The sequence below is a fragment of the Streptomyces sp. NPDC057565 genome (assembly GCF_042801455.1).
Classification (GTDB): domain Bacteria; phylum Actinomycetota; class Actinomycetes; order Streptomycetales; family Streptomycetaceae; genus Streptomyces; species Streptomyces yanii.
The window spans coordinates 405,197-422,810 of the sequence record NZ_JBHVFU010000004.1 but is presented as its reverse complement, the minus strand read 5'-3'; the positions used below and the strand labels follow the sequence as shown (position 1 = coordinate 422,810).

Genomic DNA, 17,614 nt, shown 5'->3' with positions numbered 1-17,614 from the left:
ACTTTGCCCTATTGGACCCGTGGTGTGGAGGTTCGGTTGCGCGGTATGCGGAGCGCGCCGCATGCAACCTTCGGATGGCCCTTCGCGTCGTACGCATGTATGCGTATGAGCCGCGCGGGGGCGAGAGCGTTCGATGGGGTGAGGGAACTGTTGGGGAACAGGAACGGGAAAACCGCCGGAGGCGGCGGCACCGGACGACGGGTGCTGGTCCAGGTCTTCGTACTGGCGCTGGTGACCGCTGTCGGGCTGGTGCTCGGCGGTCCCGGGGCCGGCAGCGCCGACGCCGCATCGTCCTGCGGCGGACGGCTCGCGAAGACAGTGACGTTCTCCACGGGTGAGGTGCGCATCTTCAGGAGCCGCTCCTACGCCTGCGCGATCACGGTCGCGAAGAAGCCGGGCCCGCGCCGCAAGATGTCCGTCATGATCCAGGCGCGCGGCGGCCGGCCCGTCGCCGACAGCGGCAGGTTCACCGAGCAGACCGGCCGGGTGACCGTCCACGCACTGCACCGATGTGTCCGGGCCGCGGGTTCCGTAGCCGGAAAATCCGGCGCCACGGGCTGGATACTCTGCTGATATTTCTGACGAAGTGACAGGAGGGGCTGGTCAGCCGGGTGTTGCACCGCTAGATTCGCGATGAATCTTGTGAATCCAGGTGAAATTCCCGGGGAGGGTGCATGCGCAAGGCGCTCAGAGGTTTCCTTTCGCTCGCGGTGCTGATAGGTACGGTGAGCGCGACGGGTGCCTCCGTCGGTGCGGCCAGTGCCGCGGACGCGACCGCGATCCGGTCCGTCGGGTCCGACAGGTCCGCCGATGCGACCGCGGACATCAAGGACCGCATCCTGGCCATACCCGGGATGAGTCTGATCGAGGAGAAGCCGTACGCCGGCTACCGCTACTTCGTTCTCAACTACACTCAGCCGATCGACCACCGGCACCCGTCCAAGGGCACGTTCCAGCAGCGCATCACCCTGCTGCACAAGGACACCTCGCGCCCGACGGTCTTCTACACCGGCGGGTACAACGTCTCCACGAACCCCAGCCGCTCCGAGCCGACCCGGATCATCGACGGCAACCAGGTCTCGATGGAGTACCGCTTCTTCACCCCGTCCCGCCCCGCCCCGGCCGACTGGTCGAAGCTCGACATCTGGCAGGCAGCCAGCGACCAGCACCGCGTCTTCACCGCGCTGAAGCAGATCTACACCGAGAACTGGCTGAGCACCGGCGGTTCCAAGGGCGGTATGACCGCCACGTACTTCGAGCGCTTCTACCCGAAGGACATGGACGGCGTCGTCGCGTACGTCGCGCCGAACGATGTGGTCAACAAGGAGGACTCGGCCTACGACCGGTTCTTCGAGAACGTCGGCACGAAGGAGTGCCGCGACCGGCTCGAGGGCGTGCAGCGCGAGGCGCTGATCCGCCGCGAGCCGCTGGAGAAGAAGTACAAGGAGTACGCCGACACCAACGGCTACACCTTCAACACCGTCGGATCCCTCGACAAGGCGTACGAGGCCGTCGTCATGGACTACGTCTGGGCGTACTGGCAGTACAGCCTGCTCGCCGACTGCGACACCATCCCCGCCGATGCCAAGACCGCGCCCGACCAGGCGATCTGGGACTCGATCGACACCATCTCGGGCTTCTCCGCCTACGCGGACCAGGGCCTGGAGCGGTACACGCCGTACTACTACCAGGCGGGCACCCAGCTCGGTTCGCCGGACATCAAGCAGCCGTGGCTCGGCAATCTCAGCCGCTACGGATACCAGCCGCCGCGCAACTTCGTGCCGAGCTCCATCCCGATGACGTTCCAGCCGTCGGCGATGCGGGACGTCGACACCTGGGTGAAGCACAACGCCACCCGGATGATGTGGGTGTACGGGGAGAACGACCCGTGGGGTGCGGAGCGCTTCCGCCTCGGCAGCGGCGCCCATGACAGCCACGTCTACACGGTGGCCGGCGGCAACCACGGTTCCAATGTGGCCGGTCTCTCCGCCGACGAGAAGGCGAAGGCGACCGCCGACATCCTTCGCTGGGCGGGCGTCGCCCCGGCCGCCGTGCAGTCGGACCCGGCCAAGGCGAAGCCGCTCGCGCCGTACGACGCGCGGCTCGACAAGCGCGACGTGACGAGCGAGCGCAGGCAGGGCCCCGCGTTGCGGCCGTAGAAGGCCGGCACGGTGTGATGCGTGCCGGGTCCGAACCGCACGGTTCGGACCCGGCACGCGCGCGTAGCCCGTCCGGTCAGTACGTCAGGCCGTAGCCGACCGGGTACAGCACCTGCGTCGGATCGTCCGCCCGTTGCACCGGCACGGGCAGTCGGCCCTCCGGTTCGGCGCGGCCCGCGATCACCCGGGCCGCGGCGCGCAGTTCGACATCCGTCCAGGAGTACGCGGCCAGGCTCGCCGCGTGGGCGGGCAGCTGGGCGATGTCGTACGGGTTCCGGATCGCGATCGTGATCACCGGGACGCCGGTCGCCACGAGGGCGCTGACCAGGGTGCGCTGGGAGCTGGTCGCCGAGACGTTGTACGTCCCCACGATCACCGCGTCCTTGCCCTGCGCGGCCGCCACCGCCTCGGCGATCTTCGCCTGGCTGGGCGCGGTGCCGGTGGACACTGCGGTCGCCGCGTACCCCAGTTCGGTGAAGGCGCCGGCGAGGGTGGTGGTCGGCGGTCCGGTGGTGCCGGACGGGGAGGCGGGATCGGCGCCGACCACGAGGAGGTTCTTGTGGGAGCGGCGGGACAGCGGCAGCACCGCACCGGTGTTGGCCAGCAGTGTGGTGGTGTGCTCCGCGATCCGGTCGGCGGCGGCGAGGTGCGCCCGGGTGCCGACGGCACGGTCCACGCCCTCGTGGCTGACGAACGGGTCGTCGAACAGCCCCAGCTTCGCCTTCAGTCGCAGGATGCGCAGGATCGATTCCTCGATCCTGGCCTCGCTGATCTCGCCGCTCTTCACGGCCGCCAGAACGGCGTTCCAGGAGACGTCGAGGTTCGGCGGGTTCAACAGCTGGTCCACACCCGCCTGCAGGGCGAGGACGGGCACGCGGTCGTCGCCGTACTTCGTGCGCACCCCCTCCATGCCGAGCGAGTCGGTGACCACGACACCGTCGTAACCGAGCTCCTCGCGCAGGATGCCGGTGAGGATCGGCCGGGACAGGGTCGCCGGGTCCTCGGCTGCGTCGAGCGCGGGAACGACGATGTGCGCGGTCATGATCGCGTCGATGCCCGCGGCGATCGCGGCGCGGAACGGCGGCGCGTCCAGCTCGGCCCACTGGTCGCGGGAGTGGTGGATGTAGGGCAGGCCGGTGTGGCTGTCGGTGTTGGTGTCGCCGTGGCCCGGGAAGTGCTTGGCCGTCGAGGCGATCCCGGCGCTCTGATACCCCTTCACCTGCGCGGCGACCATCCCGGCCACGGCCTGCGGATCGGAGCCGAAGGACCGTACGCCGATCACCGGGTTGGCCGGGTTGACGTTGACGTCGGAGTCCGGGGCGTAGTTCTGGTTGATGCCGATCGCGGCGAGCTCGGCGCCCGCGATCTGCCCGGCCCGGCGCGCGTCGGAACGCGAACCGCCGGCACCGAGCGCCATCGCACCCGGCATCAGCGTGGCGGGCTCGCCGACGCGGCAGACGATGCCGTGCTCCTGGTCGGTGGAGATCAGGAGCGGCAGGGGCGTGGGACCGGCGAGACCGGCGCGCTGGATGCCGTTGGAGAGGTCGGCGATCTGGTGCGGATCGCGGGTGTTGTGCGCCCAGGCGAAGTAGATGATTCCGCCGACGTGGTACTTGGCGATCATCTCGGCGGCGGTACGGACCCCGATCTCGGCCATGTTCGCGTTGATGTCGGCCTGGTCGGGCTCGGTGGCGGAGTGCCCGTACACCCGCATCACGAAGAGCTGACCGACCTTCTCCTCCAGGCTCATCCGGGAGATGAGCTGCTTGAGGCGCTCGGTGCTGGGGGCGGAGGAGGCTGCGGAGGCGGCGAATGCCCCGGGGGCGGAGACCGCACCGGTCGCAACCGCTGCGGCGGTCACGGCGGTGGCGGTGAGGAGGGTGCGTCTGGAGGTGCGGTGGTGCACGTGAGCTCCTTCGGCCGTGCTCAGGGGAGAGGGGGCGGTGAAAGTAACTTCCAAAGGGCACGAATATCTAGAAAGTAACTTCCAGTCAAGGGGGCGGCCCGATAATCGGCTCGGCGACGTGCGATCCGGCTCGGCCCGTTCGGTGCCCTGTGCGGGCCCATGGCCACAGGCCCGCACCCCCGAAGTCCCGCGCGGCCCCTACCCCAAGCCCGCCCCCGCACCCCACGCCTGAAGCGATTCCACCGCCACCGTGATCGCGGGCCGCCGGGCCGCCTCCGTGCGCCACAACGCGTACAGCCGCCGCACCGGTACGGGGTCCAGCGGCACCGCCACCACTCCCGCCGGCAGCGGTCCCCGCCCCAGCCGCGGGATCATCGCGACCCCGAGACCGGCGGCGAGCAGCGCCAGTTGGGTGTGGTTCTCCTCCGCCTGGTGCCGGATGTCCGGCTCGTAACCCGCTGCCCGCAGCGTCCGTACGAGCCAGTCGTGACAGACCGTCCCCGGCGGCTGGCAGATCCACCGCTCCTTCGCCAACTCCTCGCGCCGCACCGCGTCCCGCCCGGCGAGGCGATGTCCCTCCGGCACCAGCAGATCGCACCCGTCGTCACCGATCACCGCCTGCGCGATGCCTTCGGGGGCGGGCAATGGTGCGATGTCCCAGTCGTGCGCGACAGCGAGATCGATCACGCCCTTGGCCACCAGATCGACCGACAGGTGAGGGTCGACCTCGGTCAGCCGCACGTCCAGGGCGGGGTGGTCCCGGTCCAGCTCGGCCAGCACGCCGGGCAGCAGACCGCGCGCCGCGGACGCGAAGGCGCCGATCGACAGCCGCCCCGTCGGCAGCCCCCGGCGCTCCTCCAGCGTCGTCTCGGCGCGCTCCACGATTGCCAGCAACTGCTGGGCGGTGGAGGCGAGATGGAGCGCCTCCTCGGTGAGCGCGACACCGCGCCCGCGCCGCTCCAGCAGCGTCGTGCGGGTCTCCCGCTCCAGCTTCGTGATCTGCTGGGAGACCGCCGACGGGGTGTAGCCGAGCGCGGCCGCGGCGCCCGCCACGGACCCGTGCACGGAGATGGCGTGCAGTGCGCGCAGCCGGGACAGATCGAGCACCGGAACCTCCCGGACCTTCCTGATTCATTAGCAACGCTCAATTTCACCATGAAGAAATCCGCGCTGGTGCTACATGGTCCCGGCGGGTGATCCTCGCTCCATGCGTCCCCTTCACATCGCCCTGGCCGCCCTGGTGGCTGCCGTCTGGGGCGTCAATTTCGTCGTCATCGAGGCCGGCCTCGGGCACTTCCCGCCGCTGCTCTTCTCCGCCCTCCGCTTCCTGGTCGCGGCGCTGCCCGCGGTCTTCTTCGTCGGGCGGCCCAAGGTCGCGTGGAAGTGGATCGTGGGCGTCGGGCTGGTCCTGGGGGTGGCGAAGTTCGGTCTGCTGTTCATCGGCATGGACCGCGGAATGCCCGCCGGTCTGTCCTCCCTGGTGCTCCAGGTCCAGGCGGTCTTCACGGCCCTCTTCGCGGCCGTGGTGCTCGGCGAACGGCCGGGTGGAGCAAGGATGTTGGGGATGGGGATCGCGCTGGCCGGTATCGGGGTCGCGGCGGTGGACGAGGGCGCGAGCGGCCCCGTGCTCGCCTTCGTGCTGGTGATCGCGGCGGCGGCCTGCTGGGGCGTGTCGAACGTCCTGACCCGCAAGGCCGCCCCGCCCGACTCCCTCAACTTCATGGTGTGGGTCTCGACCGTGCCCGTCCTGCCGCTGCTCGGTCTCTCCCTCCTCTTCGAGGGCTGGGACCGCGACGCCGACGCGCTGGCCGCACTGGACTGGAGCGGCATCGGCATCATCGTCTACGTCGCCTGGATCACCACGGTCTTCGGCTTCGGGGCGTGGGGTTTCCTGCTGCGCCACCACCCGGCGTCGTCCGTGGCCCCGTTCACCCTGCTCGTCCCGGTCTTCGGGATGTCCTCGGCCGCGCTGTTCCTCGGCGAGTCGGTGAGTCCGCTGCGGTGGTGCGCTGCGGCGCTGCTGGTGGGCGGAGTGGCGCTCACGTCACTGGCGGGGACGCGCCGGACGCGTACGGCGGGTGGGCCTGACGGCGATCCGGCCCCGGAGAGGGAGCCGGAGCCGAATCCGGCTCCCTCTCCGGCCTAGTGCCGGGAGGGGCACTGGTTTCACTGGCGATGCCGTCGGCGGACCGGCAGCAGAACCCGGACATGACGGAGGACTCCCGGGAAGCCCTGCTCCCCCGGGAGTCCTTTACCGCCGACTCCCGCTACTCCTTCGGTGCACCCAGCCGCAGCAGATGCTCCCGTCCCGCGCTCAGCAGCCCGGGCAGTTCGGCCGCGTCCGGGTGCCAGCGCTTCTCGTACTCCCAGCAGACCCAGCTGTGCGCGTCCAGCGTGTCCAGGCAGGCACCCAGCGGCAGCACGCCGGCCCCGAGCGCCAACGGTTCGGTGTCCTCCGCCGATGCGATGTCCTTGACCTGTACGTATCCCAGGTGCGGGGCGAGCACCGCATGGCTCGCGACCGGCTCCTCGCCCGCCAGCCAGGTGTGCATGATGTCCCACAACGCACCGATCTGCCGGTGTCCGACCGTCCCGGCGATCCGGGCCACGTCCGCACCGGCCCGGTGCGAGTCATGGGTCTCCAGCAGGATCCGTACGCCCAGGTCGGCGGCGTAGGGGGCGGCGGCGCCCAGTCGGCGGGCTGCGTTCGCATCGGCCACCTCCGGGGCCAGCCCGCCGCCACCGGGGAAGACCCGGACGTGGGAGGCGCCCAGATCCCGCGCCAGCTCCACCAGCCCGGCGAGCTCGTCCAGTACCGGCTGGTCGTCCCCCTCGGCGGCGACCCGGACGTACCCGGCGACGGTCAGGATCTCGACGCCGCCCTTCTTGAACTCCTCGGCCACGTCGGCGCGTTCGGTCGAGGAGAGCCCCGGGTGCACCGGCTCCTCGGGGTGGGCGCGCAGCTCCACCCCCTGGTAGCCGTGGTCGACGGCCAGCCGGATGACGTCGGCGATCGGCATCCCCGGTACTCCGAGGGTCGAGAAAGCGAGTTTCACGTGCGTGTTCCTTCCGTCGGTACCTGCCCCTGCGCCGTACGGACCGGACAGCGGCCCGCACATCATCGGCCCACGGCACGCGGTGCGGGTACCCCGGACCGGGGAGCGGAACCCGGCCGCGTCACTTCCGCGGCGGCGCCGTCGACCCCCGCACCATCAGCTCCGCCGCGATCGTCGCGATGCCTCCGGGCGGCGGGGTCTCCTTGCCCATCGCCAGCCGGCCGGCCCGCGCCCCCGCCTCGAACAGCGGCAGCCGTACGGTCGTCAGGGCCGGGACCGCGTCCACCGAGAACGGCAGGTCGTCGAAACCGGCCACCGAGATGTCCTCGGGGATACGCAGACCGCGGTCCCGGATCGCCGCGCTCGCGCCCAGGGCCACGGTGTCGTTGGCGGCGACGATCGCCGTCACCTCCGGTTCGCGGCGCAGGAGTTCGAGCGTCGCGTCGTAACCCGACCGGCGGTCGTACGGACCGTGGACGGTGAGACGATCCTCGTCCCGGCCGTTCGCGAGACGCCCTTCCGTGGTCGTGTCGTCCCCGTACAGGCCCGCCGCCGCCATCGCGTCGCGGTGCCCTTCCAGCCGGTGGCGCGTCGTCGTCCGCTCCACCGGGCCCGCGACATAGCCGATCCGCCGGTGGCCGAGCGTCAGCAGGTGCTCGGTGAGGCGTCGGCCGCCGCCCCGGTTGTCGAAGGCGAGCGCCGCCACGACCGCTTCGCCCTCGGGCAGCGGGGGCCGCCCGCAGAGCACCACCCTGGTCCCGGCGTCCGCGAGTTTCGCCAGCTTCGCCGCCATCGCCGCCTGGTGCGCCGGGTCCTCCACCGCGCCGCCGGTGAGAATGACGGCCGCGGCACGCTGACGCTGGAGCAGGGTGAGGTAGGTGAGTTCGCGTGCGGGCGAGCCACCGGTGTTGCAGACGACGGCGAGCTTCTCGCCCCCGGCCCGCCCGGAGCCGTCGCCCGGCCCGCCGATCTCGGTCTGCGCCGCCCCGGCCATGATCCCGAAGAACGGGTCGGCGATGTCGTTGACCAGGATGCCGACCAGGTCGGACGTGGCGGCGGCGAGCGAGCTGGCCGGTCCGTTGAGTACGTAGTCCAGGTCGTCCACCGCGCGCAGCACCCGCTCCCGGGTGGACGCCGCCACCGGGTAGTTGCCGTTGAGCACACGCGAGACGGTGGCGGGCGACACCCGGGCGCGAGCCGCCACGTCCGCGAGGGTGACTGTCATCGCTTCCTCCGAGGGTTTTGGACGGAGCCCTCTTGTCCGGGCCGCTGTCGGCAGGCTAGCGTCATACCGCATAGAAAGCGCTTGCTACGGCTGTATGGAGGGAACTTCGTGACACGCAGGACAGTGCGCATCGCCATGAACGGCGTCACGGGTCGCATGGGATACCGGCAGCACCTGGTGCGCTCGATCCTCGCGATCCGCGAGCAGGGCGGCCTCGACCTCGGTGACGGCGAGGTGCTGTGGCCCGAGCCCGTCCTCGTCGGCCGCCGCGCCCATGCGTTGGAGGAACTCGCCGCCCAGCACGGTCTGACCGAGTGGTCGACCGACCTCGACGCGGTCCTCGCGGACGAGACCATCGACATCTACTTCGACGCCCAGGTCACCTCGGCCCGCGTCGAAGCGATCAAGAAGGCGATCGCCGCGGGCAAGCACATCTACACCGAGAAGCCCACCGCGACGGACGTCGAGGGCGCACTGGAGCTGGCCCGCCTCGCCAAGGACGCAGGGATCAAGCACGGCGTCGTCCAGGACAAGATCTTCCTGCCGGGCCTGCTGAAGCTGAAGCGTCTCATCGACGGCGGCTTCTTCGGCGAGATCCTCTCCGTGCGCGGCGAGTTCGGCTACTGGGTCTTCGAGGGCGACTGGCAGGAGGCCCAGCGCCCCTCCTGGAACTACCGTGCCGAGGACGGCGGCGGCATCGTCGTCGACATGTTCCCGCACTGGGAGTACGTGCTCCACGAGCTGTTCGGCCAGGTCAAGACCATTCAGGCGCACGTCCAGACGCACATCCCGCAGCGCTGGGACGAGCAGGGCAAGCCGTACCCCGCCACCGCCGACGACGCCGCCTACGGCATCTTCCAGCTGGCCGGTGGCGCCGTCGCCCAGATCAACTCCTCCTGGACCGTCCGCGTCAACCGCGACGAACTCGTCGAGTTCCAGGTCGACGGAACGCACGGCTCCGCCGTTGCCGGGCTGCGCAACTGCCGCGTCCAGCACCGCTCGGCCACCCCCAAGCCGGTCTGGAACCCCGACCTCCCGGTCACCGAGTCGTTCCGCGACCAGTGGCAGGAAGTCCCCGACAACGCCGCCTTCGACAACGGCTTCAAGGCCCAGTGGGAGCTCTTCCTGCGCCACATCGTGCTCGACGAGCCGTACACCTGGGACCTGATGGCCGGTGCCCGCGGTGTCCAGCTCGCCGAGCTCGGGCTCAAGTCCTCCGCCGAGGGCCGACGCCTGGACGTACCGGAGCTGACCCTGTGACGATCCATCTCCCGCAGGGCCCGTACGAACCCCGAACCACCCCGCTCGACCTCGCACCGGCCGGGGCTCCGCTCGCCTCCCGTACGGTCTTCTCCGCCGCCCATGTCGTCGCCGACCCGTACGCCGACATCAGCCCCGACGACCCCGCGGTCGTCGACTGGGACGCCACCCTCGCCTTCCGCCGCCATCTGTGGTCGCACGGTCTCGGCGTCGCCGAAGCCATGGACACCGCTCAGCGCGGCATGGGTCTGGACTGGGCCGGCGCCGCCGAGCTCATCCGCCGCTCCGCCGCCGAGGCAAAGGCCGTCGGGGGCCGGATCGCATGCGGCGTCGGCACCGACCAGCTTCCCGCAGGGCCCGCCACGCTCGCCGAGGTGAAGGCCGCGTACGAGGAGCAGCTCACCCTCGTCGAGGAGAGCGGTGCCCAGGCCATCCTGATGGCGTCCCGCGCCCTCGCCGCCGCGGCGAACGGTCCCGAGGACTACCTGGAGACGTACGCACACCTGCTGCGCCAGGCCTCGGAGCCGGTCGTCCTGCACTGGCTCGGCCCGATGTTCGACCCCGCGCTGGAGGGCTACTGGGGCTCATCGGACCTCGACGCCGCCACGGACACCTTCCTCAAGGTCATCGCCGAACACCCCGACAAGGTCGACGGCATCAAGATCTCGCTCCTCGACGCCGAGCGCGAGATCGACGTACGCCGCCGTCTTCCCGGCGGGGTCCGCTGCTACACCGGCGACGACTTCAACTACCCCGAGCTGATCGCGGGCGACGACCGGGGCTTCAGCCACGCCCTGCTCGGCATCTTCGACCCGCTCGGCCCGTTGGCCGCCCACGCGGTACGCGTCCTGGACACCGGGGACGTGAAGGGCTTCCGTGAACTCCTCGACCCCACGGTCGAGCTGTCCCGGCACCTCTTCCAGGCGCCCACTCGCTTCTACAAGACGGGCGTGGTCTTCCTCGCCTGGCTGGCCGGCCACCAGGACCACTTCACGATGGTCGGCGGCCTCCAGTCCGCCCGCTCACTGCCCCACCTGGCGAAGGCGTACGAACTCGCCGACCGGCTGGGGCTGTTCCCCGACCCGGAGCTGGCCGAATCCCGGATGCGCGCCCTGCTCACGGTCGCCGGAGGTGCCCGGTGACGGACGTGTCGCGCCTGAGCATCAACCAGGAGACCATCAAGCAGTGGTCGCTGCCCGAGCTCACCGAGGGTTGCGTCAAGGCGGGCATCGACAAGGTGGGCCTGTGGCGGGGCCCTGTCCAGGAGTACGGGGTCGAGCGCACCGCGCAGCTTCTGAAGGACGCGGGCCTGACCGTCACCAGCCTCTGCCGGGGCGGCTTCTTCACTGCGCTCGACCCGGCCGAACGGGCCCGAGCCCTGGACGACAACCGCACGGCGATCGACGAGGCGGCGGCCCTGTCCACCGACACCCTGGTCCTGGTCTCCGGCGGTCTCCCGTCCGGCAGCCGCGATCTCCACGGCGCCCGCGAACGCGTTGCGGAAGCGCTTGCCGAGCTGGGCCCGTATGCGCAGGAACGCGGCGTACGCCTGGCGATCGAACCCCTGCACCCGATGTTCGCCTCGGACCGCTGTGTCGTCTCCACCCTGTCCCAGGCACTGGACATCGCGGAGCGCTTCCCGGCGGAGCAGGTCGGTGTGGTCGTCGACACGTACCACATCTGGTGGGACGACCAGGCGGCCGCACAGATCGCGAGGGCGGGGGAGGGCGGCCGTATCCACTCGTTCCAGCTGGCGGACTGGATCACCCCGCTCCCGGCGGGGGTACTCGTCGGGCGGGGTCAACTCGGCGACGGGAGCGTCGACTTCCGCGCATTCCGCGAGATGGTCGAGGCCACCGGCTTCGACGGACCGATCGAGGTGGAGATCTTCAACGAGGACCTGTGGGCGCGCGACGGCGCCGAAGTCCTCGCGGAGGTCGCGGCGCGGTACGTCGAGCACGCCTGCTGAGAGCGGATGCGAAGCGGCGGGTAAAGACATCGCAAAGGGACGCAACCCTTCCGTACCCTGCCGGGTCGTATCTTGCGTCGGGCGCTTCCGGGAGGGATCCGGGGGGATCGGGAAGCCCTGACGGAGGGGGAAAACGAGAGGGGTCCGGTCTTCTGACCGGACCCCATTTCGTCTTACCGGGCCCATCTCCTACGACTGCTGTGGCCGGTCGGACAGGGCCGGCTCGGTAGCCGCCGAGACCGGCCTCATCGCAAGCAGATCAGTAGGCCGAGTTGACGTTGTCGATCGAGCCGTAGCGGTGGGCCGCGTAGTTGCAGGCGGCGGTGATGTTGGCGACCGGGTCGTAGATGTTCCACGAGGTGCCGGGGACGTGGTACGCCTTGAAGGTCGGGTCGATGACCTGGAGCAGACCCTTGGAAGGGATGCCCTTGGCGGCATTCGAGTCCCAGTTGTTGATGGCGTTGGGGTTGCCGGAGGACTCGCGCATCAGGTTCTTGTAGATGCCGTTGTAGGAGCCCGGGATGCCCTGCGCCCGCATGATCTCCAGTGACTGGTTGATCCAGGTGTTGACGTTGCCGCCGGCCTGGGCGGGGGTGGCGGCCGAGGCGGCCGGGGCGCTGACGAGGGAACCGGCGACGACTGCGGCGCCGGCGGCGGCCATGCCCAGCGAGATCTTCTTGGTCTGGGTCATGCGAGCGAACTTCTTGGACATCGCGGAGATCTGCATCGGAAATTACCTCTTCCGTGGGGATGCCAAGAATTCTTAAACGGGGTTCAAGTTCCGGTCAATGACCCTTATTACTATCGGGATACGTACAGGGAACGGGCAACAGTGTCCGAAATGGCCGCAAACGGGCCGCGAGAGGGGGTCTTTGCCCTACTAAGTCGTATCATGGTGACGCACGCCATATCGCTCACGTCACATGACAGAAGCATTAAATCATCCCAAAACGGACATGGTTATATCGCCTTGCACCGGTCAAAGGGCCCCTATTCACTTCGCCACGCGTAATGAATAAAAAGCGCAATGTAATGAAAGCGCGGTCGACCCATTCAGTCGGCCCATTCAAAGGGGCGGGGGAGCCCGAGGGGGTAGCCGCCGAGCTGCTCCGGGCCATCCGGCTCGTCCGAAGCAGTCGGCTGCGGATCCGCCTGGCCCCGTATGCGAGCGGGGCGACTCATCGGCTGCTGGACGGGGTCAGGGGCTACCTGGGCCAGGAGCGTCGAGCCGGACCGAGCCGGCGCCGCGGCACGGGTCCCGGCGGGTCACCACCGGTCGCCGATGCGCACCTTGTCCCACCGGCTCTTGGATATGCACAGCTCGTGCGCGTCGTCGTCCAGCTCGATCTGCCAGCACGCCGGATGCCGGTGCGAGACGCGGTGGGTGCCGGTCCGCACCGTTCGGCACGACCTCTTGGTCTTGCCATTGCTCCGGGACGTGGTGCACTGCCTCTTCGTGACCGGCTCGGTCGTCCACGTGGTGCGGGCCGGCTTGTGCTCCTTCTCGGTTACGGTGCCGTGCACCTTGCTGCTGCCGCAGGAGGTCAACAGCAGTACGGTCACGGACGCTGCTGCCAGAGCGGCGATCCGGCGGAAAGGCATGGGCGGTCCTCTGCGACAAAGGGGGTGGTGCCGGGCCGGGTCGGGAATGTGGCGACGGCGCCGGTCGGCGCAGCATCATAGGGACGCCTGCCTGCGCGCGGCCGGACCGGCCGGCGGAACAACGGTCGCTCCCCGGCGAGCCGGGCGTCCTCGAGCATGGGTGCCGGCAGCTCCAGCCCGGCCTGCGCTTAGAGGAGCTCACAAAATGGGCGCCCGGCTCGCGACGCCTGGCACGCACGCTCGCTGCGTTGCCGAAATGCCCTAGTAGCTCCTTCCCCAAGCTCTCGACTTCGTTCGAGCAGGGGAGACCCCGTCCGAGGACCTTCCAGCGCCTTGCGATCGCACGCACCAGACGCCGCAAGCTGATCGGACTCCCATTTTGTGAGTTCCTCTTACGCGGAGCGTGGCGCGGTGGGATTCGCTGTCACCAGGATGAGCGGAACGCCGTCACAGGGACGTAGTTGGAGTCCGCCGTGTTCGATGCCGGTGGTTCGGCCGGTCAGTACCGTCGCGAAAATCGGGTCCTTGGTGAGTGAGCCGACCAGATGGTGAGGGTCGGTGGAGGCGGCGACCCGGCCGCGTGCGTTCACCAGGCGGGCGGGTTCCGGCAGGCGTTGGAGCAGGGGCATGACGACCGCTTCGAAGCGCCGCAGGTAGACGTCGGCAGCCGTAACCCCCATGAAGCGTCCTCCGACCGTCACCGGTGCCGAGAGAGTGAGGCTGTATTCGTCGGAGCAGAGGTAGTCGACGTACGGCCCGGCGACGGCCCGCTGCCCGGTGTCGCGGGGCAGGGTGTACCAGTCCCAGTGGGTGTAGTCGGAGTACATCGAGTGCTCCGGGTCCAGGTCGAGCAACAGCGGATGCACGGACCCGTCCACGGCGGTCTGCCACCACTCGAGCCACGCCGGTACGTCGTCGAGCAGTCCTGGCGCCGCGACGAAGCCGAGCCCCGAGATCAGTTCGTACTGGGCGAGGCGGGCATGCAGGCCGGGGCGGAGCGCCGCCAGATCGGCCGAGACCGGCCGGTGGCCGCCCGCGACGGCCGGGGCGAGCACCGCCTCGGTGTCCGCAGCGGTCCTGGCCACGGCGTCGAAGACTCCTTCGAGCGCGTCACGGACACGGGCGGCCGCGTCGGCGACGGTCAACTCGTCACACAGGACCGGTCCGGCCTCGCTTGCGAGACGGGGACTGCTGCCCATCGGGGGCCTCCTTCGGACGTGGACCGCGCGCACCGTCGGCAGAGCCGAGGCGGAGTTCGATCAGGCGCGCCATGGAGGCCTGCACGCATTGTTCGGCCAGGGCCCGGGCACGGTCATCCGCCCCATCATGCACGGCCGAGATTACGGCGCGGTGACGATCCACGGAGTCCTTGAGATGCTCGTCCTCGCCGAGCGGGAGGCGCAGCAGTGCCCCCAGTTCGGTCTGGAGAGTGACCTCTTCCCTGGTCAGCCGGGCGGACTGGGCGGCCGCGGCCAGCTCGACATGGAAGCGCCCGACGAGGCGACTGCGCGCCCCGGAGTCCTTGGCGTCCACCAACTCTCCCAGAGACCTGCGCAGTTGCCGCAGATCATCGGGCTCGGTGCGCTGGGCCGCGAGCCGGGCGGCGGTCCCGGACACGGCCGCCCAGTGGTCGGCGAGATCACGGAGTTCCTCGGTGCTCCACTCGGCGAGACGGGCCAGGAGCCGGTCCTCCGCGGGGCCCTCGGGCACGGTGACGAAGCTGCCTCCGCCACGCCCTCTGCGGGTGGTGACCAGCCCCTGTTGCCGCAGCGCCATCAGGGCTTCCCGCAGGGTCACGGTGGAGACGCCGAGCTGGGCCGCAAGGTCGGTCTCGCCGGGGAGTTGCTCGCCGTCGGCGAGCAGCCCGAGGTCGATGGCGTCACCGAGCCGCCGCACGACGGCGTCCACGCGGGCCAGGGTGTCGACGGGTGTGAAGACGACTCTGCGGGCGCCGGGTTTGTCTCGGTTCACGATCACCACCTTGCCAGAGTTGGCACAGCCTTTACCTTAGCGGGGCCTTGAAATTAGAACTATGACTTCATATGTTTACGGCCAACTCCCGACAGCACCAGAAAGGTTCCCGCCCATGGAGGGAATGGCCATTCGGCTGCAGAACCTGCGCAAGACGTTCGGCAGGACGGAGGCCGTGGCCGGAGTCGAACTGGAGATCGCGGACGGCGAGTTCTTCTCGATGCTGGGACCGTCCGGCTCCGGCAAGACCACGGTGCTCCGGATGATCGCCGGGTTCGAGGCCCCCACCAGCGGAACCGTCGAGCTCGCGGGCTCCGATGTCACCCGTCTGGCGCCCTTCGAGCGCGACGTGCACACCGTCTTCCAGGACTACGCGCTCTTCCCGCACATGACCGTGGAGCAGAACGTCGCCTACAGCCTCAAGGTCCGCAAAGTGCCCAAGCCCGAGCGTCTGAAGCAGGCCAGGGAGGCTCTGGCGAGCGTACGTCTCGCGGACTTCGGCACCCGCCGCCCGTCCCAGCTCTCCGGAGGCCAGCGCCAGCGCGTGGCGCTGGCCCGCGCCCTGGTCGGCCGACCGAAGGTGCTGCTGCTCGACGAGCCGCTGGGCGCCCTCGACCTCAAGCTGCGCGAGCAGATGCAGGTCGAGCTCAAGGCGATCCAGCGAGAGGTCGGCATCACCTTCGTCTTCGTCACCCACGACCAGGAGGAGGCGCTGACGATGAGCGACCGGATCGCGGTCTTCAACCAGGGGCGCATCGAGCAGGTCGGCACTCCGGCCCAGATATACGAACGTCCCGCCACGCCGTTCGTCGCCGGCTTCGTCGGTACGTCGAACCTGCTGACCGACGACGCCGCGGAGCAGGTCGTGGGCGACCGGGCGACGTACAGCATCCGGCCGGAGAAGATCCGCGTACTCAAGGAATCAGCACTCGCCGACGAGCCGCGCCACTCCCGTGCCACCGGCACCGTCGCGGAGGTCGTCTACCTGGGGGACGCCACCCGCTTCCTGGTGGACCTCGACGCGGGCGGCCGGCTCACCGCCCTCCAGCAGAACCTGGAGACCTCGTCCGAGGACGTCGCCGCCTTCCGCGGCTCCCGGGTCACGCTCGAGTGGCACCAAAGGCACAACTTCAGGGTCCCCGGGACCCGGTGACCGCGTGGACACGCGCAACACAACCCCCGGGCCGCTGAAGCCCGGTGGCCGTACACACCCGCACAACCCTTCCCCGCCCTTTCCCCCTTCCGTGGAGACCCCTGTGCGTCTGAACCGAACGTCCCGAGCAGCGGCCGCGCTCGGCGCCCTGCTCCTTGCCGCCGCCTGCGGTTCTTCGGACACCGCCGGGACGTCGCCCGGCGGCGGCGCCTTCACCCCGCCGAAGCTCGCCGCGCAGAAGTCCCTCGGCAAGACGGAGGGACAGGTGAACCTGATCGCCTGGGCCGGCTACGCCGAGGACGGCTCGAACGACCCGAAGGTCGACTGGGTCACCGACTTCGAGAAGCAGACCGGCTGTCAGGTCAACACCAAGACCGCGGGCACCTCCGACGAGATGGTCAGCCTGATGAAGACCGGCCAGTACGACGCGGTCTCGGCCTCCGGCGATGCGTCGCTGCGCCTGATCGCGTCCGGCGACGCCGCACCCGTCAACACCGAGCTGGTACCCAACTACAAGGACGTCTTCTCCGGGCTCAAGGACCAGCAGTGGAACTCGGTCAAGGGTGTCTCCTACGGCATCCCGCACGGCCGTGGCGCCAATCTCCTCATGTACAACACGAAGAACGTCTCCCCGGCACCCGACTCCTGGTCCGCGGTCTTCGACAAGTCCTCGGCGCACAAGGGGAAGGTCACGGCGTACGACTCGCCCATCTACATCGCGGACGCCGCCCTGTACCTGATGAAGAGCAAGCCGTCCCTCGGCATCAAGGACCCGTACGCCCTGGACCAGAAGCAGTTCGACGCCGCGGTCGCCCTGCTCAAGGAACAGAACGCGAACGTCGGCGAGTACTGGAGCGACTACCTCAAGGAGGTCTCCGCCTTCAAGAGCGGTGACTCCGTGGTCGGCACCAGCTGGCAGGTCATCCTGAACACCGCCCAGGCCGAGAAGGTCCCGGTCAAGGCCGTCCTTCCCAAGGAAGGCGCCACCGGCTGGTCCGACACCTGGATGATCTCCGCGAAGGCCAAGCACCCGAACTGTGCCTACAAGTGGGTGGACTGGATCGTCTCCCCGAAGGTGAACGCCCAGGTCGCCGAGTACTTCGGCGAGGCCCCGTCCAACGCCAAGGCCTGTGCGGAGACCGCCGACAAGAACCACTGCGCCACGTATCACGCGGCCGATGAGTCGTACTGGAAGCAGGTTCACTTCTGGACCACGCCCATCCCGCAGTGCGTGGACGGACGCACGGACACCACGTGCGTGCCGTACGCCAAGTGGGTCCAGGCCTGGACCGGGATCAAGGGCTGAGGGTTAC

The 17,614-nt window shown here is 69.6% G+C and carries 16 protein-coding genes; 8 read left to right on the top strand and 8 right to left on the bottom strand.

Translation table 11 applies throughout. From position 1 onward, the window contains the following. Window positions 1-138 precede the first annotated feature (138 nt). Together ACFU8W_RS11890 and ACFU8W_RS11885 are read left to right on the top strand one after the other, a co-directional pair. Complete coding sequence (locus tag ACFU8W_RS11890) at window positions 139-573, top strand: hypothetical protein (protein WP_384035071.1); 435 nt, start codon at window positions 139-141, stop codon at window positions 571-573. A 101-nt stretch (window positions 574-674) separates the two neighbouring features. Further along, window positions 675-2,159, top strand: coding sequence for a S28 family serine protease (locus ACFU8W_RS11885; RefSeq protein ID WP_384035068.1), 1,485 nt, complete (start codon window positions 675-677; stop codon window positions 2,157-2,159). A gap of 76 nt (window positions 2,160-2,235) precedes the next feature. Here the strand turns inward: ACFU8W_RS11885 and ACFU8W_RS11880 are convergent, their stop codons facing one another. Continuing rightward, window positions 2,236-4,065 carry a glycoside hydrolase family 3 protein gene (locus ACFU8W_RS11880; protein ID WP_384035065.1) on the bottom strand — a complete coding sequence of 610 codons (1,830 nt, stop codon included), beginning with the start codon at window positions 4,063-4,065 and terminating at the stop codon, window positions 2,236-2,238. 198 nt (window positions 4,066-4,263) lie between these two features. Then, on the bottom strand, window positions 4,264-5,172 hold the full coding sequence (locus ACFU8W_RS11875; RefSeq protein WP_384035062.1) for a LysR family transcriptional regulator: 909 nt from the start codon (window positions 5,170-5,172) through the stop codon (window positions 4,264-4,266). A 100-nt stretch (window positions 5,173-5,272) separates the two neighbouring features. Between ACFU8W_RS11875 and ACFU8W_RS11870 the strand changes: the two genes are divergently transcribed. Then, complete coding sequence (locus ACFU8W_RS11870; protein ID WP_384035059.1) at window positions 5,273-6,211, top strand: EamA family transporter; 939 nt, start codon at window positions 5,273-5,275, stop codon at window positions 6,209-6,211. Window positions 6,212-6,332: 121 nt separating this feature from the next. Here the strand turns inward: ACFU8W_RS11870 and ACFU8W_RS11865 are convergent, their stop codons facing one another. Both ACFU8W_RS11865 and ACFU8W_RS11860 read right to left on the bottom strand, forming a co-directional pair. After that, window positions 6,333-7,121: a sugar phosphate isomerase/epimerase family protein gene (locus tag ACFU8W_RS11865; RefSeq protein WP_384035056.1), complete on the bottom strand. Its 789-nt coding sequence runs from the start codon at window positions 7,119-7,121 to the stop codon at window positions 6,333-6,335. A gap of 121 nt (window positions 7,122-7,242) precedes the next feature. Continuing rightward, window positions 7,243-8,346: a LacI family DNA-binding transcriptional regulator gene (locus ACFU8W_RS11860; RefSeq protein ID WP_345518052.1), complete on the bottom strand. Its 1,104-nt coding sequence runs from the start codon at window positions 8,344-8,346 to the stop codon at window positions 7,243-7,245. A gap of 108 nt (window positions 8,347-8,454) precedes the next feature. Between ACFU8W_RS11860 and ACFU8W_RS11855 the strand changes: the two genes are divergently transcribed. Genes ACFU8W_RS11855 through ACFU8W_RS11845 form a run of 3 tightly spaced genes read left to right on the top strand, consistent with a single transcriptional unit; the run spans window position 8,455 to window position 11,575 of the window. Then, window positions 8,455-9,606, top strand: a complete 1,152-nt coding sequence (locus ACFU8W_RS11855; protein WP_384035051.1) for a Gfo/Idh/MocA family protein — start codon at window positions 8,455-8,457, stop codon at window positions 9,604-9,606. Continuing rightward, window positions 9,603-10,748: a dihydrodipicolinate synthase family protein gene (locus ACFU8W_RS11850; protein ID WP_384035048.1), complete on the top strand. Its 1,146-nt coding sequence runs from the start codon at window positions 9,603-9,605 to the stop codon at window positions 10,746-10,748. The genes ACFU8W_RS11855 and ACFU8W_RS11850 overlap by 4 nt, the downstream gene beginning before the upstream one ends. Continuing rightward, window positions 10,745-11,575: a sugar phosphate isomerase/epimerase family protein gene (locus tag ACFU8W_RS11845; RefSeq protein WP_384035044.1), complete on the top strand. Its 831-nt coding sequence runs from the start codon at window positions 10,745-10,747 to the stop codon at window positions 11,573-11,575. Before ACFU8W_RS11850 ends, ACFU8W_RS11845 begins: the two co-directional genes overlap by 4 nt. Before the next feature lie 259 nt (window positions 11,576-11,834). Here ACFU8W_RS11845 and ACFU8W_RS11840 read toward each other — a convergent pair whose 3' ends face one another. From ACFU8W_RS11840 to ACFU8W_RS11825, 4 genes are all read right to left on the bottom strand, one after another. Beyond that, a complete protein-coding gene (locus ACFU8W_RS11840; protein WP_345518061.1) occupies window positions 11,835-12,302 on the bottom strand; it encodes a transglycosylase SLT domain-containing protein in 468 nt (155 codons plus the stop codon). 539 nt (window positions 12,303-12,841) lie between these two features. Beyond that, the gene (locus ACFU8W_RS11835; protein ID WP_384035041.1) at window positions 12,842-13,177 is read right to left on the bottom strand and encodes a hypothetical protein; all 336 of its coding nucleotides are present in this window, start codon (window positions 13,175-13,177) and stop codon (window positions 12,842-12,844) included. A gap of 392 nt (window positions 13,178-13,569) precedes the next feature. Then, window positions 13,570-14,376 (bottom strand): cache domain-containing protein, encoded by an 807-nt coding sequence (locus ACFU8W_RS11830; protein WP_384035038.1) that lies wholly within the window; start codon window positions 14,374-14,376, stop codon window positions 13,570-13,572. Beyond that, on the bottom strand, window positions 14,327-15,148 hold the full coding sequence (locus tag ACFU8W_RS11825; RefSeq protein WP_345518067.1) for a GntR family transcriptional regulator: 822 nt from the start codon (window positions 15,146-15,148) through the stop codon (window positions 14,327-14,329). Before ACFU8W_RS11825 ends, ACFU8W_RS11830 begins: the two co-directional genes overlap by 50 nt. Window positions 15,149-15,263: 115 nt before the next feature. On the opposite strand from ACFU8W_RS11825, the gene ACFU8W_RS11820 reads away from it, so the two are divergent. Beyond that, window positions 15,264-16,301 carry an ABC transporter ATP-binding protein gene (locus ACFU8W_RS11820; RefSeq protein WP_345518069.1) on the top strand — a complete coding sequence of 346 codons (1,038 nt, stop codon included), beginning with the start codon at window positions 15,264-15,266 and terminating at the stop codon, window positions 16,299-16,301. A 103-nt stretch (window positions 16,302-16,404) separates the two neighbouring features. Further along, a complete protein-coding gene (locus tag ACFU8W_RS11815; protein ID WP_384035033.1) occupies window positions 16,405-17,607 on the top strand; it encodes an ABC transporter substrate-binding protein in 1,203 nt (400 codons plus the stop codon). Window positions 17,608-17,614: the final 7 nt, after the last annotated feature.

Coding starts and splice junctions, on each gene's coding strand:
- ACFU8W_RS11885 (WP_384035068.1), top strand. CDS start 675: ATGCGCAAGGCGCTCAGAGGTTTCCTTTCGCTCGCGGTGCTGATAGGT.
- ACFU8W_RS11870 (WP_384035059.1), top strand. CDS start 5,273: ATGCGTCCCCTTCACATCGCCCTGGCCGCCCTGGTGGCTGCCGTCTGG.
- ACFU8W_RS11860 (WP_345518052.1), bottom strand. CDS start 8,346: ATGACAGTCACCCTCGCGGACGTGGCGGCTCGCGCCCGGGTGTCGCCC.
- ACFU8W_RS11840 (WP_345518061.1), bottom strand. CDS start 12,302: ATGCAGATCTCCGCGATGTCCAAGAAGTTCGCTCGCATGACCCAGACC.
- ACFU8W_RS11835 (WP_384035041.1), bottom strand. CDS start 13,177: ATGCCTTTCCGCCGGATCGCCGCTCTGGCAGCAGCGTCCGTGACCGTA.
- ACFU8W_RS11830 (WP_384035038.1), bottom strand. CDS start 14,376: ATGGGCAGCAGTCCCCGTCTCGCAAGCGAGGCCGGACCGGTCCTGTGT.
- ACFU8W_RS11820 (WP_345518069.1), top strand. CDS start 15,264: ATGGAGGGAATGGCCATTCGGCTGCAGAACCTGCGCAAGACGTTCGGC.